A 14,577-nucleotide genomic window follows, 5' to 3' on the forward strand; every position below is an offset into this window, starting at 1 on the left:
CCCAGGGGTGGCCGGGGTACGGGTGTGCAAGAACGTACAAGACCGTGAACGGGCGGGCTCGTACCGTCGCTGACGTGGCAGAACAGACAGCACCCCCAGTCATACCGGAGGCGACCAAGCCGGACTCGGCGGTCGTGCGCGACGCACTTGGCGTCGGGATCGCCGTCGGCCTCTCCGGCTTTGCCTTCGGCGTCACGTCCGCGGGCTCCGGACTCACCCTGCTCCAGACCTGCGCGCTCAGCCTCCTCGTCTTCACCGGCGCCTCGCAGTTCGCGCTGGTGGGAGCGCTCGCGGCCGGCGGCAACCCCTTCACGGCCGCGGCGGGCGCCTTCTTCCTCGGTACGCGTAACGCGTTCTACGGGCTGCGCCTGTCCCAGCTGCTCGCGCTGCCCCGCAGGGCCAGGCCCTTCGCCGCGCAGTGGGTCATCGACGAGACGGCCGCCGTGGCACTGGCACAGCCGACGCGGCGGGCCGCGCGGATCGGCTTCACCGTCACCGGCCTCACGCTCTACGTCCTGTGGAACCTGACGACGTTCCTCGGTGCCCTCGGCGCGGAGGCCATCGGCGACACCAAGGCCTGGGGCCTCGACGCGGCGGGACCCGCCGTCTTCCTCGCGCTCCTGGCGCCCATGCTGAAGACGGCGACGGAGCGGTACACGGCCGGGCTCGCGGTCGTGCTCGGCCTTGGGCTGCTCCCCGTGCTGCCGGCCGGCGTGCCCGTCCTGGCGGCGGCGCTGGCCGCGCCGGCGGTGCTGTGGATGCGGGGCCGCCGGTCGGCCGAGGGAACGCGTGAGGCGGGCAAGGGCGGGGCGGGAACGGTCGTGGTGGGCAAGGGCGGGGCGGAAACCGACGTGGTGGGCAAGGAGGAGGACCGATGAGCGTCTGGATCGCGATCGGCCTCACGGTCGTCGGCTGCTACCTCCTCAAGCTGCTCGGCCTCCTGGTCCCGGCGGGCACCCTGGAGCGGCCGCTCGTCCAGCGTCTGGCCGCGCTGCTGCCGGTGGCCCTGCTTGCGGCGCTGACCGCCCAGCAGACGTTCGGCGAGGGTTCCGGCCTCGTCCTGGACGCGCGCGCGGCAGGCGTGGCCGCGGCGGCCGTAGCCCTGGTCCTGCGCGCCCCCTTCCTGGTGGTCGTCGGCGCGGCCGTGGCCGTCACGGCGGGGGTACGCGCCCTGGGCGGGTAGCGGCCGCCCCCGGCCGTCGCGGTGGGCCGCGGACCGATGCGGTCGGCCGCACGCGCGCGTGCGGCCCTGCTGCTCGGGGCGGGCCTGGCGTACGGCCCGACCCCGACCGTCCTCAGTGCGTCATCGACACCCCCACCGGTGGCGTCTCCGGGACTCCCAGGCGCTGCGCGTCGCGTTCCGGGCGGAGGAAGCGGGTGGTCGCCGCGCCCGCCGCCGCCAGGAGGGCGGCGGTGAAGAGCCAGCCGTTCTCGTAGCCCTGGGCCGTCGTCGCGGCGGCGTCCACGATCCCGCCGAGGACCAGCGGCGCGAGGACACCACCCAGCGCGAAGACGCAGACCACCGCGCCCAGCACCACTCCACGTTGCGACGGCGGGGTGATCCGCGCGCAGGCCGTCTGGCCGACCGTCATCATGACCAGCGCAAGGGCCATCGGGCCGAACATCATCGGCACCCGCAGCCAGTCGGCGTCCGCCGTCGCGAAGACCGTCACCGCCACCGCCGAGAGCAGGAGCAGCACCCCCCCGCGCCCGCCCCTGCGGGCAGCAGGCCCGGGCGGTCCCGCCGGGCCGCCCGCTGCGCCACGAGACCGTGGACGAGCAGCACGACACCGTTGGCGATCGCCCCCGCGCCGACGACGAGACCGACCCGACGCGCGTCCCAGCCGAGGACCGTCTCCAGGTAGTCCGGCAGCCAGGTGAGCTTCGAGCTCATCAGCCAGTACGCCGCGAAGGAACCGGCGCAGGCCGTCAGGAACGTGCCGCTCAGCAGGATCCGGCGCAGCGGGACCTCCGTGGCCGCCCCGGCCGGGTCCCGCACCGCCCCTACCGGCGGCGCCAGCGGCCCCTCGGAGCCGTACCGTCGCCACACCACCGCCCAGACGAGCCCGATCAGACCGACCGCGCCGAACGCCCAGCGCCACCCCCACGCGGAGATCACGGCGGAGAGCGCGGGCGCGGCGACCGCGACACCGGCCGCGGCGCCGACCATGAGGACCGCCGTCGGCAGCGTCCGGTCACGCTGACCGAACCAGCCGTGCAGGTGGTGGACGGCGACCGGCGCGGCCGGCCCTTCCGCGGCGCCGAGGAGGATCCGCGTGGCCACCAGCGTCCCGAAACCGGCCGCGGCCCAGACCATCGGCAGCTGCGCGGCGGACCACAGCAGCGCCATCACCAGGAGCAGCAGAGGCGTCCGGACCTTCCTGGTCAGCGCCGAGACCGCGAGCGCCGAGACCGAGAAGAGCGCGAAGAACGCCGCCTGCGCCATCCCGAACTCCTGCCGGGAGATGCCGAACTCGCGCATGATGCCCGGACCGGCGAGCCCCAGGACCGCCTTGTCGGCGAAGTTGACCAGCATGAAGCAGAGCAGCAGCCAGGTCGTCCCCCAGGGCCCCGCCCCGCCCCCGCCCCGCGCCGCCGCCTTCCTCAGCAGCACGAGTCCGCTCCGCCGGAAGCACCGCCGGAAGCACCACCGGGCGCACCGCCGGAGGCACCGCTGAGCTGACCGCCGGGCGCACCGCCGAAGGTGGCCCGGACGGCGTCGCCGGGGGCGTCGACGACGCCGACGCTGATCGCGCCCGCCGCCCGCGCCCGCCCGTCCGCCGAGCGGGTCAGCTCCGTGGTCACGTCCGTGCCCTCGGCGACCGCCGCCGACTCCGCGGCCGCCCAGTGGAAGACCCCGCGCGCCATGGTCGAGGTCTCGTGCCGCGCACGGGTCGCGTAGACCTCGGCGCGGATCCGGGCCACCTCGATGTCCTCGGGCGCGGCCAGGGCCGCCGTCTCCGCCAGATGGGAGGCGAGCCGCAGCTCACCCTCCGCGAGGAGCCGGGACGCGCGCCGCGCGAGGACGAGCGCCCCGCCTGCCGCCGCCGCGAGCTCGGCGGCCACCGCGGCCTCCGGCGCCGGCTTGAGGTGCGCGGGGTTCTGGTCGTACCAGCCGCCCCAGAGCCGCCACAGGTTCCGTACGACGAACTCGGGCTCGTCGTAGGCCGGACGGAGATACGGCTTGGCCAGCAGCTCCGCCGGGACCTTGACGCCATGGATCACCCCGTCCAGCCGCAGCCCCGCGTTCATCAGGTCCCTGGTCTGCGCGCAGAGCGATTCGAGCAGGCTCGCCGTGTCGTCCAGGGCCTGCGCCACCCGGTCCGCGCCGACGATCGGGATGCCGTGGCCCGGCAACAGCACCTCGGCGCCGAGCTCGGCCATCGCGCGCAGGGCCCGCGCCCAGTCCTCGGGGTAGCGCTGGGCCTTCTGCGGGTTGCCCGCGTTGGGGCTGTTCCAGATGAAGAGATCACCCGTGCAGAGGGTTCTGACCTCGGGCACCCACACATAGGTGTGGTCGTCCGTCTCACCGCGCGCGTGGAACAGCTCGAACGTCAACGCGCCATGACGCACGGTCAGCCGGTCGCGATAGGTGGTGTCCGGGTAGCGGTACTCGGTCGGCCAGTCCAGGGACGGGACGCCGAACTGCCGACGGTTGATCCAGGTGTTGTAGCCCGCGGTCTGCACGTACCGGTCGAAGCGCGCGGTGACGGCCTCGTGCGCGACCACCTCGGGGCGTACGGCCTCCTCGTCGAAGGGGGCGACTCCGAAGACATGGTCGACATGGCCGTGCGTGTACACGACGGTCCGGACCGGGTCGGGGCTGAAGGCGCGTACCGCCGTGTGCAGGAGGCTCGCCGTACGCACGCCGCCCGAGTCCACGAGGACGAGCCCGGCCCCCGTGTCGAAGACTGCGACGTTCGCGAACGCGGGGAAGAATCCCACCCGTTCACGGACCGCGATCAGCTCCTGCGAGGTGAACGCGCCCGTGAGATGCGGCAGCAGAGTCTCCTCGCCCCGCCAGACCTGGTCGATGTAGGTCAGATAGTCGAGCTCGTGAGAGTTGTGCTCTGTCATACCAGCGCCTCCTTCGGTGCTGTGCGGCGGAACGCCTGGCACCCGAGTTTCGGCCTGTCGGCGGAGCCGCGACATCCGCCCGCGTCACATCCTCCGAGCGTGTGTACTGTGACCCGTCACAATCGGGAGGTGCGCCATGACCGAGGTGTCCGATGCCGCGCGGGCGCTCGCCCTGCGCTGCGAGCCGAGGGTCAACGAACTGGCCCGGCGCATGGCCCGCGAGTCCTTCGAACGGCTCCCCGGCTACGGCGGTCTGCCCGACGAGATGAAGGACCTGGAGATCGCCGCGACCGTACGGCACGGTGTACGGCTCTTCCTGCGCCAGGTCCACGATCCGGAAGCGGCCGCCGCCCCGGGCGCCGTGCCGCTGTTCCGTGAGCGCGCCGCCCAGCGGGCCGAGGAGGGCATGCCGCTCGACCTGCTGCTGCGGACCCACGCCCTCGGGATGTACGTCCTGTGGCAGGCCCTTCGCGAGGCGGCGGAACCCGGCGACGAGGCGGCGCTCGTCGAGCTGGCCGACCTGCTCCTCGCCTCCCACGACGGGGTCGTCGGCGCCGTCGCCGGGACCTATCTCGACGAGCGCTCCGCCCTGGAGGCCGAGCAGCGGGCCCAGCGCCGCTCCCTGGTGCGCGGGCTCCTCGACGGGACCTCGCCGCCCGGCCACGACCTGCTGGAGCAGCTCGGCATCGTCGGGCCCTCGCTGGTCCTGGCGCTCGGCGTGGACAGCGCCCCGCGCGAGGGGGACGTCGCCGTGCGCCGGCGGCTCCGCCGCGTCCAGACCGCCCTCGACCACTCCTTCGGAGTGGAGGTGCCCGCCCTGCTCGACGCCGGGACGGACCTGGGACGGGCGATCGCGCCCGGCGGCGGGGAGCCGCCCGAGGACCTGGCCGGGCGGCTCTCACGGGCGGCCGGCACCCCGCTCAGGGTCGCCGTGGTCCCCGCCGCCGCGCCCGGCGACGTACCGGAGGCGGCCCGCACCGCCGGGGAGGTCCTGCGGGTCGCGCGCGGATGCGGGCTGCCGCCCGGGGTCCACCGGCTCGACGACGTCCTGCTGGAGTACCACCTCTCCCGCCCCGGCGAGAGCGGGCGCCGCATCGCCGCGCTCCTCGACCCGGTCGCCGACCGTGCCGAGCTGCTGGAGACACTGCGGGTCCACCTCGCCGGCGGCCAGGACCGCCGCGCCACGGCCGTCGCGCTCGGCCTGCACCCCAACACCGTGGACAACCGCCTGGCCAAGGTCACCGAGCGCACCGGCATCGACCTGACCACCCCGCGCGGCACGGCCACGGCCCTCGCAGCGCTGCTGCTCCGCGGGACCCCCGAGGCGTAGGACCCGTCCCGCGCCCCGCGGACAGAGGCGCCGGTTCGTACCTCTGGCGTGCCGGGCGTCAGTCGATCGGGCGGCCGTGGGCGCGCAGCGTCCGCAGCGCCTCGATCGTCACCATCGGCCGCGCCTCCAGCGCCGTGCCGGGGGCCCACTGGCGCCAGGTGACCGGCCAGCCGCCGTCCTCCTGCTGGGCGGACGTCAGATGGTCGAGCGAGCGTGCCATCTCCTCCTCCGTGAACCAGCGGCGGGCCAGCGAGTCCGGCACGCGCGCGTAGTCGTACGGAAAGTGGTGCTCCCCGGGCGCGTAGCCCGGCGCCACCGGGAAGTCGTCGAGCCGCCCGGGGTCCAGGACCGCCAGCCGCTGCTCCCGCACCATGCGCCCCAGCCGGTCGGCGACCGCCTGCGCGCGCGACCGGTCCGGGACCCCGTCCAGGAAGGCGACGGCGGCCTGGATCTCGTACGGATGCGACTTCTCCAGCGACTCGACCGCCGACCAGCAGAACTCGGTCGCCCGGAACAGCCAGGCGTGCCACACCTGGTTGCGGTGGAGCAGGCCGACCACCGGGCCGGTGGAGAGCAGCGCGCTGGGCGGGTCGTCGACGATCGGCACGAACGGCGCGGAGGGGTAGCCGCGCTGCGACGGGTGGACGGCGGGCAGCGCGCCGTCGAGGGTCGACACCTCGGTGAGGTAGCGGCAGATCCGCTCGACCCGCAGCCCGCCGCAGCGGCCGATGGAGTCCAGGACCCGCAGCGCGTGCCCGGTGTGCAGGGGCTGGCTGACCGGGCCCCGCAGGTCCGGTTCGAGGGCGTGGCCGTAGCCGCCGTCCTCGTTGAGGTAGGCGGCGAGCGCCACCTCGACGGGTTCCGCGCCGCCGCGCAGGAAGTGGTAGGCGAACCGGCGCTGTTCGAGCACGCGGGCCGTCAGCCAGACGAAGTGTTCGGCACGCGCGCGGGGCGTGGGGTGTGGAGCCGCGAGAGGAGTTCCAGCCATGGTCCGACCGTAGGCCGCCGGGGACGTGTGACAAGGCTTACCGGCCGGGCTGCACTCTTGGGAGCGGGATACTGGGGTCATGCGGTTGACGATTTTCTGGGAGCGGATGGCGGACCACTTCGGCGGGTCGTACGCCGAATCCTTCGCGCGGGACCATGTGATGTCCGAACTGGGCGGCCGTACGGTGCACGAGGCGCTGGACGCCGGGTGGGAGGCGAAGGACGTCTGGCGGGCGGTCTGCGCGGCCATGGACGTCCCGGCCGACAAGCGCTGACCCGCGTCGGCCACGCGTCGACGGGACCCGGCGGGGACGGAATGTCCGCGTGGTGCGCGAGACTGGCGGGGTGGCTCCGACTGACGACACCGACGCGACCGGCAAAGAGACCGGCAGGACGACTGCCGACGGGACCCTCGACCACGCTGTGACCGGGCAGACCCCGGACACGCGGTCCGAGGGGCGGTCGGCCGTACCCCCACCGGCCCGGGGCGGGATTCCGACCCCCTCGGGTGAGCCCGAGACCGCCCCGACCGGAGCCGGGCCCGGCTCCCGTGGGCCGGGGGCCGGTGTGCCGGCCGGGCCCGCCGCCCGGATGCCCCGCTGGCTGCCCCGGGCCATGGTGCTCGCCCTCGCGCTCTACGCCTGTTTCCAGCTGGGGAGCTGGGCGTTCCACCAGCTCATCGGGCTGCTCGTGAACATCGTCGTCGCGTTCTTCCTGGCCCTCGCCATCGAACCGGCCGTCGGGAGGATGGCCGCCCGGGGCATGCGGCGAGGACTCGCCACGTTCCTCGTCTTCCTCGCGGTGATGGTCTTCAGCGTGGGCTTCGTGGTCCTGCTCGGCTCGATGCTCGCGGGCCAGATCGTCGACATGGTCGGGAACTTCCCCAAGTACCTCGACTCACTGATCAACTGGATCAACCAGACGTTCCACACCGAGCTGTCCCGCGTGGAGGTCCAGGACAGCCTTTTGCGCTCCGACTGGCTCCAGAAGTACGTGCAGAACAGCGCGAGCGGCGTGCTCGACGTCTCCGCCACCGTCCTCGGCGGCCTGTTCAAGCTGCTGACGATCTTCCTGTTCTCGTTCTACTTCGCCGCCGACGGGCCCCGGCTGCGCCGCGCGCTCTGCTCCGTCCTGCCCCCGGCCCGCCAGACCGAGGTCCTGCGCGCCTGGGAGATCGCCGTCGACAAGACCGGCGGCTACCTCTACTCCCGTGGCCTGATGGCCCTGATCTCCGGCGTCGCGCACTTCGTCCTGCTGGAGATCCTGGGGGTGCCGTACGCGCCGGCGCTCGCAGTCTGGGTGGGCCTCGTCTCGCAGTTCATCCCCACCATCGGCACGTACCTGGCGGGCGCGCTGCCCATGCTGATCGCGTTCACCGAGAACCCCTGGTACGCACTGTGGGTGCTGACGTTCGTCGTGGTCTACCAGCAGTTCGAGAACTACGTCCTCCAGCCGAAGCTGACGTCCAAGACGGTGGACATCCACCCGGCGGTCGCGTTCGGCTCGGTGATCGCCGGCACGGCGCTGCTCGGCGCGGTCGGCGCGCTGATCGCGATCCCGGCCGTCGCCACCCTCCAGGCCTTCCTGGGCGCCTATGTGAAGCGGTACGACGTGACCGACGATCCGCGTGTGCACGGTCACCGGCGCTACGGGGAGGCCGTCGTCGCCCGGCTCCAGAAGGCGCTGCACCACAAGAAGGAGCAGGGGCAGGCCGGGGAGGACGGCACCTGACCGGGCCGGAGGGTCTCTCGCCCTCCGGCCCGTCCCTCAGTGGCGTTCCAGCTGGACCTTCGGCAGGATCCGCGCCAGCGGCGCCGGAAGCCACCACGCCCGCCGCCCGAGCAGCCGCATCACCGCGGGCACGATCAGACAGCGGATGACCAGCGCGTCCAGCAGGATCGCCACGGCGAGGCCGAGCCCGAACTGCTGGAGCATCCGGTCGGGGCTGAGGACGAAGGCCGAGAACACCACGATCATGATCGCCGCGGCGGCGGTGATGACCTTCCCGGTCGCCGCCAGCCCTTCCCGTACCGCGCCCTGAGGGTCCTGGCCGCGTTCCCACTCCTCGTGTATCCGCGAGAGCAGGAAGACCTCGTAGTCCATCGAGAGCCCGAAGACGATCGCGAAGATCATCACGGGGATGAACGCCTCGATCGGGCCGGGCTGCACCCCGAACCAGCCGTGCTGGAAGACCAGGGTGATCACCCCGAGGGCCGCTCCGATGCTCACCAGGTTGAGCAGCGCCGCCTTGACCGGGATGAGCACGGACCGGAAGACGAGCAGCAGCAGGAGCGCGGAGAGACCGACGACGATCGCGACGAAGAGCGGCATCCGGTCCGCGACGGTGGCGGCGAAGTCCTCGGTCGCCGCCGTCGGCCCGCCGACCAGCAGATCGACGCCGGTCGCCCGTTCCACCGGCGGCAGGACGTCGGAGCGCAGCCGGTCTACGAGCTCCGAGGTCGCCTCGGCCTGGGGCGCCGACTCGGGGAAGGCGATCACGGTGGAAACGGCGGCGTCCTTCGTCGGGATCGGCGCGGTCACCGCGGCGATGCCCTCCGTGTGCTCGAGCGCCTCGCGCAGGGCCTGCCCGGCGCGCTCGCCGCTGCCGTCCGCGCCGCCGTCACCGCGACCGGCCGCGCCGCCGCCCTTCGCGCTGCCGTCCGCGACGATGATCAGCGGCCCGTTGAAACCGGGCCCGAAGCCCTCGGCCAGCAGGTCGTACGCCTGTCTGCTGGACTTCGTCGGAGCGTCGTTGCCCGCGTCGGCGAAGCCGAGCCGCATGTCGAGCGCGGGCGCGGCGAGCGCGCCCAGGGCGACCATCGAGACCAACAGCGCCGCCCACGGCCGCTTCTGCACGGCCGTCGCCCACCCGCGCCACCGGGCGCCCTCCAGGCGCGCCGCCCTCGTGGCGCGCCGGGCGACCTGGCTCTGGAGGCGTCGGCCGAAGATCCCGAGCAGAGCCGGGAGCAGCGTGAGCGAGGCGGCCATCGTGACGAGGACGGTCAGGGCGACGGCGAGCGCCACGCCCTGCAGCGAGCCGAGGCCGAGCACGACCAGACCCATCAGCGCGATGATCACCGTGCAGCCCGCGAAGAAGACCGTGCGTCCCGCCGCGTCCAGCGCGGTCCGGGTGGCTCGCTCGGGCTCCGCCCCGTGCAGCAGTTCGGAGCGGTAGCGGGAGAAGATCAGCAGTGCGTAGTCGATGCCGACGCCCAGGCCGACCAGCATCATGATCGGCGGGGTGAAGTCGGCGACGTCCGCGAGGTGCGAGGCGAGTGCGATCAGCCCGATCGAGCTGCCGACCGCGAAGACCGCGGTGACCACGGGCAGGCTCGCCGCGACCAGGGACCCGAACAGGAAGACCAGGATCACCAGGGCGCCCAGCATGCCCGCGCCCTCGGCCGCTCCGCCGCCGCCCTCCTCGGCGCCTCGCGCCGCCTCACCGCCGACGGCGGCGGTCAGCCCGTCGCCCTGCGCCTCCCGCACGGTGTCGATGATCTTCAGGACCTCGGTGCGGTCGGTGTTCTCCGCCGTGTCGTCCAGGGTGACGGTGGCGTAGGCGACGGTGCCGTCCTCGGAGACCGCCGCCCGATCCTCGTACGGGCCGCGTACGTCGGTCACGCCGGGCAGCCCCTCGACCGTGTCGAGCAGTCCCTCCACGCGCGCGTGGACGGTCTTCTCCCGTACGCCCCGCTCGTCCCTGACGACGATCTGCAGGGTGGCGTCCGTGGCCTGCGCGGAGCCGTGCCGTTCGAGGACGGTCCGTGCCGCCTGCGCATCGGTGCCGGGCAGCGAGAAGTCGTTGTGGTACGCGCTTCCGACAGCCGTCGAGGCGCCGGTCGCCGCGACCACCACCACGATCCACAGCAGAACGGCGGACCAGCGGTGGCGGTACGAGAAGGCGGCCAGGCGCTCGAAGACGCTGCCCCGCCGGGTGGTCGACGGAGGCGACGGGGTCGGGGGTGCGTTGTCCCGCGTGGCGGTCATGATCGGGTCTCCTTCTGGGAGTTACAGGTACGAGGGGCGGGTCACCCGGTGCCGGAAGGTGCGCCAGGCCCACACCTGGGCGGCGACGAGGAACGGGGTGACGACGAGCAGCGCGGGGACGAGGAGGGCGAGCGTGGCGCCGTCCGCGGCCTGTTCGGCCAGTGGGAGGGCCCTCCCGGCGAGCAGCGGAAGGACGCCGAGCAGGGCGGCGGTGAGCGCCAAGGACCGCCACGGTCCGGTCCGTCCGACGAGCAGACGGGCCCGTTCGTACGGCGGCCCGGTCAGCCGGAGCGTGGCGAAACCCAGCCCGTGCGCGGCGAACAGGACGGCCGTGGCGAGGCCGACGAGGATCGCGGTGGGACCGCCGGCCGGCTCGTACGGCGCACCGGTCAGCGGCGCGGCCAGCAGCCAACCCCAGGACAGGGCCACCGTCCAGCTGCCGCACACCACCGCGCCGTCGCACGCCACCCGCCAGCGCCGGCCCGGCCCGCGGCCCCGCGACCACAGCCCGAGGTCACGGACGATCCAGCCGGTCAGCAGGGGCACGAGCACCACGAACTGACCGGACAGCAGCTCCCCTTCGAGGTCCGGGAAGCAGCCGACGAGCACGCCTGCCGTGGCGATCAGCCACACCTCGTTGCCCAGGAAGAAGGGCGCGAAGGAGGCGATGACGAGCCGGCGTTCGCGGTCGGTGCGGCCGAGGTACGGGGTGAGCATCCCGGTCCCGATGTCCGCGCCCGCGAGCACGAAGTAGCCGGTGGCGAAGAAGGCGAGCAGGGCGATGGCGAGGGTTTCCACGGCCGGCTCCTCAGTAGCTCGTGGCGGGCAGGGAGTCGACGGGGTCCTGGGGGCCCTCGGGGCCGTCCCGGTCGTCGTGGCCGAGACCGGCGTCGACCGGGCCGCGGCGGGCGTGCCGGGCCAGCAGCCAGGCGTTGAGGACGACGAGCAGCCCGAAGAGGGTGGTGAAGACGATCAGCGAGGCGCGCATGGCGCCGGGGGAGAGGTCGGAGACCGCGTCCTCGGTCTTCAGCAGGCCGTACACGACCCAGGGCTGGCGGCCCGCCTCGCGGAACACCCAGCCGCTGATCATCGCGAGGTAGGGCAGCGGTACGGCGGCCATCAGGGCCAGATGCCAGAGCCGGAAGCGGAAGACGACCCTCTTGAAGGAGGCCAGGATCACGCCGGCGAAGGTGAAGTACATCATCAGGGCGAAGCTGATGAGCATGACCAGTCCGCCGCCGCGGGTCCACGCCTCGGAGGGGACGTAGTCGCCGGGACCGAAGCGGGCGACCATGTCCGCCTGGATCTGCGCGATTTCCGCCGTCTTCTGGCTGAACACGGCCGACTTCATGGGCTGGAAGGTGTCAAGGGCGGCGAACTGGATGCCGCCGAAGACGGCCGTGACCATCAGCGCGGGGAAGGAGAGGAACACCCCGATCCGCAGGCTCCGGCCGAAGAACTCCCACTCGGACGTCCGCCGGAACAGGTGGTATGCGCTGACACCGGCCACGAAGAAACCCGCCGTCAGCAGCGCTCCGGCGAGGATGTGCCCGAAGGCGAGCAGGGCCGAGGGGTTGGTCAGCACGGCGACCGGGTCGTCCAGGACCAGCGTGTCGCCCTCGGTCCGATACCCCACCGGATGGTTGAGGAAGCCGTTGGAGACGAGGATCCAGTACGCGGACAGGTACGCGGTCAGCGTGACGACCCAGATCATCGCGAGATGGAGCCACCGGCCGAAGCGGTGCCAGCCGAAGATCCACAGCCCGAGGAAGGTCGACTCGACGAAGAACGCGACGATCGTCTCGACCGCGAGTGAGGCGCCGAAGACGTTGCCCGCGTAGTGCGTGAGCCCGCTCCACCCCATCCCGAACTGGAACTCCATCACGATGCCGGTGACGATCCCGACCGCGTAGTTGATCACGTACAGCTGGCCCCAGTAGCGGACCATGCGCGCGTGCAGGGGCTTCCGCCCGATCGTCGCCACCGTCTGGACGACCGCGACCACGGTCGCGAGCCCCAGGGTCAGCGCGACGAAGAGGAAGTGGCCGCCCGCCGTGAGGGCGAACTGCAGCCGGGCGAGATCGAGGACGTCTGGATTCACGCGGCCAGCGTCGGCGTACGGCTACGGGGCGCGCGTCGCCCCGCAGTGGTCAGTGGCCCTACCCCCGGGGTTGCGCCGCTCCACGCGCGCGTACCCCAGGAGTTGCGACCACGCGCGCGTGGCCCCTAGGGGACATGCGCCTCCGCGTGTGCCCCCCCAGGTGTTCGGTGGAGCCGCGGGTCAGCCCAGCCAGCCGGGCGTGATCATCCCCGACTCGTACGCCAGGATCACCAGCTGCGCCCGGTCCCGGACGTCGAGCTTGGTCATGATCCGGCTGACGTGCGTCTTGGCGGTGGCCGGGGAGAGCACCAGGCGCTGGGCGATCTCGTCGTTGGAGAGACCCGCCCCCACCAGACCCATCACCTCCCGCTCCCGTTCGGTCAGGGCGTTCAGGCGGGGGCTCGGATCCGGCTGCTTCGAGCGGCCGGCGAACTCGGCGATCAGCCGGCGGGTCACGGCCGGGGCGATCAGCGCGTCGCCGCGGGCGACGACCCGTACCCCGTGCAGCAGCTCCATGGGTTCGGTGTCCTTGACGAGGAAACCGCTCGCCCCGGCGCGCAGCGCGCCGTACACGTAGTCGTCGACGTCGAAGGTGGTCAGGATGACCACCCGGACCCCTTCGAGCCGGGTGTCGGCGGTGATCCGGCGGGTGGCCTCCAGACCGTCGAGCCCGGGCATCCTGATGTCCATCAGGACCACGTCCGGGCGCAGTTCGCGGGCGAGTGCGATCGCCTGCTCGCCGTCCCCGGCCTCTCCGACCACCTCGATGTCGTCCTCGTCGGCCAGGATCGAGCGGAACCCGGCCCGGACCAGGGTCTGGTCGTCGGCGAGTACGACGCGGATCATCGGGGGTCCCCCTCGGACGTGGTGGTCGTGGACGCGGGTGCGCCGAGCGGCAGCCGGGCGTCCACCCGGAAGCCCTCGGCCGTGCTGTGCGCGGTCAGTTCGCCGCCGAAGGCCCGGGCGCGCTCCGCCATGCCCCGGATGCCGCTGCCCGAAGGGAGCTCCTCAGGAGCCCCCTCGCCGTCGTCCTCGATGCGCAGCCACAACTCGTCGGCGCGCCAGTCGAGCGCGATCGTGGCGGTACGGGCACCCGAGTGCCGGGCCACGTTGGTCAGCGACTCCTGCACGATCCGGTACGCGGCGAGATCGACCGGCGGCGCCAGCGGTACGGGTGTGCCCGTCAGCTCTGTACGGACGTCCAGACCCGTGCTCCTGGCCCGCTCGACCAGCTCCCCGAGCAGGGCGAGCCCGGAGGTCGGGCCGGTCGGCGCGGCCTCGTCGGCCTGGCGGAGCACCCCGAGCGTGGCGCGGAGCTCGCGCAGCGCGTCCTTGCTGGTGGCCTTCACCGCTTCGAGCGCCTCCTCGGCGGCGGCCAGCGCGACCTCGGGCTCCGGCTTCTTGCTCAGCCGGTGCAGCACCGCGCCCGACTGCACGTTGATCAGCGAGACGCTGTGGCCGAGCACGTCGTGCAGCTCCCGGGCGATGCGTAGTCGCTCCTCCGTGGCACTCTGCCGGGCTCGCGCCTCCTGCTCCCGCTCGGCGGCGAGCGCCCGCTGCTCCACCTCGTGGAGGTAGGCGATCCGGGTCCGCTGGGCGCGGCCCACGGCGACGAGGCTGATCAGCCAGCCGGAGAGCATCGCGAGCGAGGTGTCGTCGATCTGCCGGCGGCCGCCTTCCTGCCGGAGCTCGCCGAGGCCGACGGCGAGCAGGGTGGCGGCGGCGAGCGCGACCGCCGCGACGAACCGGCCCTCCGCCGCCGTGGTGTAGAGGGCGAGGGCGAAGGAGATCATCAGCGGCCCGTCCTGCGCCGACACCGGGTAGTAGGCCACGCAGGCGAGCAGGGAGACGACGGCCACGGCGACGGGTGCCCGCCGCCGGAAGGCGAGCGCCCCGCAGCCGATGGCGATCAGCGCCCAGGCGACGACCGTCCGGGCCACCGGCTCGCTCACGTTCCGCCCGGACAGCAGGGTCCAGACGGTCACGAAGAGGGCGATGACCAGGGCCACGACGGCGTCGGCGGCGCGCGGGGACATGCCGCCGCCACGGACGCGGAAGGGGAGGGCCATGCCAGGAAGGATAGGCGGGCGAGGGG

14 protein-coding genes are annotated in these 14,577 nt (G+C 73.2%); 5 read left to right on the top strand and 9 right to left on the bottom strand.

Annotated features, from left to right (window positions below):
• Positions 1-74: 74 nt before the first annotated feature.
• Together ACWF79_RS22630 and ACWF79_RS22635 are read left to right on the top strand one after the other, a co-directional pair.
• Positions 75-878: an AzlC family ABC transporter permease gene (locus ACWF79_RS22630; protein WP_453729937.1), complete on the top strand. Its 804-nt coding sequence runs from the start codon at positions 75-77 to the stop codon at positions 876-878.
• Complete coding sequence (locus tag ACWF79_RS22635; RefSeq protein ID WP_453729938.1) at positions 875-1,183, top strand: AzlD domain-containing protein; 309 nt, start codon at positions 875-877, stop codon at positions 1,181-1,183. Before ACWF79_RS22630 ends, ACWF79_RS22635 begins: the two co-directional genes overlap by 4 nt.
• A 112-nt stretch (positions 1,184-1,295) precedes the next feature.
• On the opposite strand, the gene ACWF79_RS22640 is transcribed toward ACWF79_RS22635, so the two are convergent.
• The 3 genes from ACWF79_RS22640 to ACWF79_RS22650 are packed head-to-tail and all read right to left on the bottom strand — an operon-like array spanning position 1,296 to position 4,077.
• Positions 1,296-1,700, bottom strand: coding sequence for a hypothetical protein (locus ACWF79_RS22640; protein WP_453729939.1), 405 nt, complete (start codon positions 1,698-1,700; stop codon positions 1,296-1,298).
• Entirely contained in the window at positions 1,670-2,614 is a 945-nt protein-coding gene (locus ACWF79_RS22645; protein ID WP_453729940.1) for an MFS transporter, read from the bottom strand. The genes ACWF79_RS22640 and ACWF79_RS22645 overlap by 31 nt, the downstream gene beginning before the upstream one ends.
• Positions 2,605-4,077, bottom strand: coding sequence for an alkyl sulfatase dimerization domain-containing protein (locus tag ACWF79_RS22650; protein ID WP_453729941.1), 1,473 nt, complete (start codon positions 4,075-4,077; stop codon positions 2,605-2,607). Before ACWF79_RS22650 ends, ACWF79_RS22645 begins: the two co-directional genes overlap by 10 nt.
• Positions 4,078-4,213: 136 nt before the next feature.
• On the opposite strand from ACWF79_RS22650, the gene ACWF79_RS22655 reads away from it, so the two are divergent.
• Positions 4,214-5,407 (top strand): PucR family transcriptional regulator, encoded by a 1,194-nt coding sequence (locus ACWF79_RS22655; RefSeq protein ID WP_453729942.1) that lies wholly within the window; start codon positions 4,214-4,216, stop codon positions 5,405-5,407.
• A gap of 58 nt (positions 5,408-5,465) precedes the next feature.
• Here the strand turns inward: ACWF79_RS22655 and ACWF79_RS22660 are convergent, their stop codons facing one another.
• Positions 5,466-6,395 (bottom strand): hypothetical protein, encoded by a 930-nt coding sequence (locus tag ACWF79_RS22660; RefSeq protein ID WP_453729943.1) that lies wholly within the window; start codon positions 6,393-6,395, stop codon positions 5,466-5,468.
• A gap of 79 nt (positions 6,396-6,474) precedes the next feature.
• Between ACWF79_RS22660 and ACWF79_RS22665 the strand changes: the two genes are divergently transcribed.
• Positions 6,475-6,669: a DUF3046 domain-containing protein gene (locus tag ACWF79_RS22665; protein WP_361441542.1), complete on the top strand. Its 195-nt coding sequence runs from the start codon at positions 6,475-6,477 to the stop codon at positions 6,667-6,669.
• 316 nt (positions 6,670-6,985) lie between these two features.
• On the top strand, positions 6,986-8,125 hold the full coding sequence (locus ACWF79_RS22670) for an AI-2E family transporter (protein ID WP_453729991.1): 1,140 nt from the start codon (positions 6,986-6,988) through the stop codon (positions 8,123-8,125).
• 36 nt (positions 8,126-8,161) lie between these two features.
• Here the strand turns inward: ACWF79_RS22670 and ACWF79_RS22675 are convergent, their stop codons facing one another.
• The 5 genes from ACWF79_RS22675 to ACWF79_RS22695 all read right to left on the bottom strand — a co-directional run bounded on the left by ACWF79_RS22675 (position 8,162) and on the right by ACWF79_RS22695 (position 14,551).
• Positions 8,162-10,381, bottom strand: coding sequence for an MMPL family transporter (locus ACWF79_RS22675; RefSeq protein ID WP_453729944.1), 2,220 nt, complete (start codon positions 10,379-10,381; stop codon positions 8,162-8,164).
• Between the two features lie 21 nt (positions 10,382-10,402).
• Positions 10,403-11,179: a cytochrome d ubiquinol oxidase subunit II gene (locus tag ACWF79_RS22680; protein ID WP_453729945.1), complete on the bottom strand. Its 777-nt coding sequence runs from the start codon at positions 11,177-11,179 to the stop codon at positions 10,403-10,405.
• A gap of 10 nt (positions 11,180-11,189) precedes the next feature.
• Positions 11,190-12,482, bottom strand: coding sequence for a cytochrome ubiquinol oxidase subunit I (locus ACWF79_RS22685; RefSeq protein WP_453729946.1), 1,293 nt, complete (start codon positions 12,480-12,482; stop codon positions 11,190-11,192).
• Positions 12,483-12,662: 180 nt separating this feature from the next.
• On the bottom strand, positions 12,663-13,328 hold the full coding sequence (locus tag ACWF79_RS22690; protein ID WP_453729947.1) for a response regulator: 666 nt from the start codon (positions 13,326-13,328) through the stop codon (positions 12,663-12,665).
• Positions 13,325-14,551 (bottom strand): sensor histidine kinase, encoded by a 1,227-nt coding sequence (locus ACWF79_RS22695; protein ID WP_453729948.1) that lies wholly within the window; start codon positions 14,549-14,551, stop codon positions 13,325-13,327. The genes ACWF79_RS22690 and ACWF79_RS22695 overlap by 4 nt, the downstream gene beginning before the upstream one ends.
• Positions 14,552-14,577 lie beyond the last annotated feature (26 nt).

The sequence above is a fragment of the Streptomyces sp. NPDC054975 genome (assembly GCF_053609105.1).

What these genes read in the sequence shown, in the direction of transcription:
- ACWF79_RS22635 (WP_453729938.1), top strand. Translation starts at nt 875, where the DNA reads ATGAGCGTCTGGATCGCGATCGGCCTCACGGTCGTCGGCTGCTACCTC.
- ACWF79_RS22650 (WP_453729941.1), bottom strand. Translation starts at nt 4,077, where the DNA reads ATGACAGAGCACAACTCTCACGAGCTCGACTATCTGACCTACATCGAC.
- ACWF79_RS22655 (WP_453729942.1), top strand. Translation starts at nt 4,214, where the DNA reads ATGACCGAGGTGTCCGATGCCGCGCGGGCGCTCGCCCTGCGCTGCGAG.
- ACWF79_RS22660 (WP_453729943.1), bottom strand. Translation starts at nt 6,395, where the DNA reads ATGGCTGGAACTCCTCTCGCGGCTCCACACCCCACGCCCCGCGCGCGT.
- ACWF79_RS22665 (WP_361441542.1), top strand. Translation starts at nt 6,475, where the DNA reads ATGCGGTTGACGATTTTCTGGGAGCGGATGGCGGACCACTTCGGCGGG.
- ACWF79_RS22670 (WP_453729991.1), top strand. Translation starts at nt 6,986, where the DNA reads ATGCCCCGCTGGCTGCCCCGGGCCATGGTGCTCGCCCTCGCGCTCTAC.
- ACWF79_RS22675 (WP_453729944.1), bottom strand. Translation starts at nt 10,381, where the DNA reads ATGACCGCCACGCGGGACAACGCACCCCCGACCCCGTCGCCTCCGTCG.
- ACWF79_RS22690 (WP_453729947.1), bottom strand. Translation starts at nt 13,328, where the DNA reads ATGATCCGCGTCGTACTCGCCGACGACCAGACCCTGGTCCGGGCCGGG.
- ACWF79_RS22695 (WP_453729948.1), bottom strand. Translation starts at nt 14,551, where the DNA reads ATGGCCCTCCCCTTCCGCGTCCGTGGCGGCGGCATGTCCCCGCGCGCC.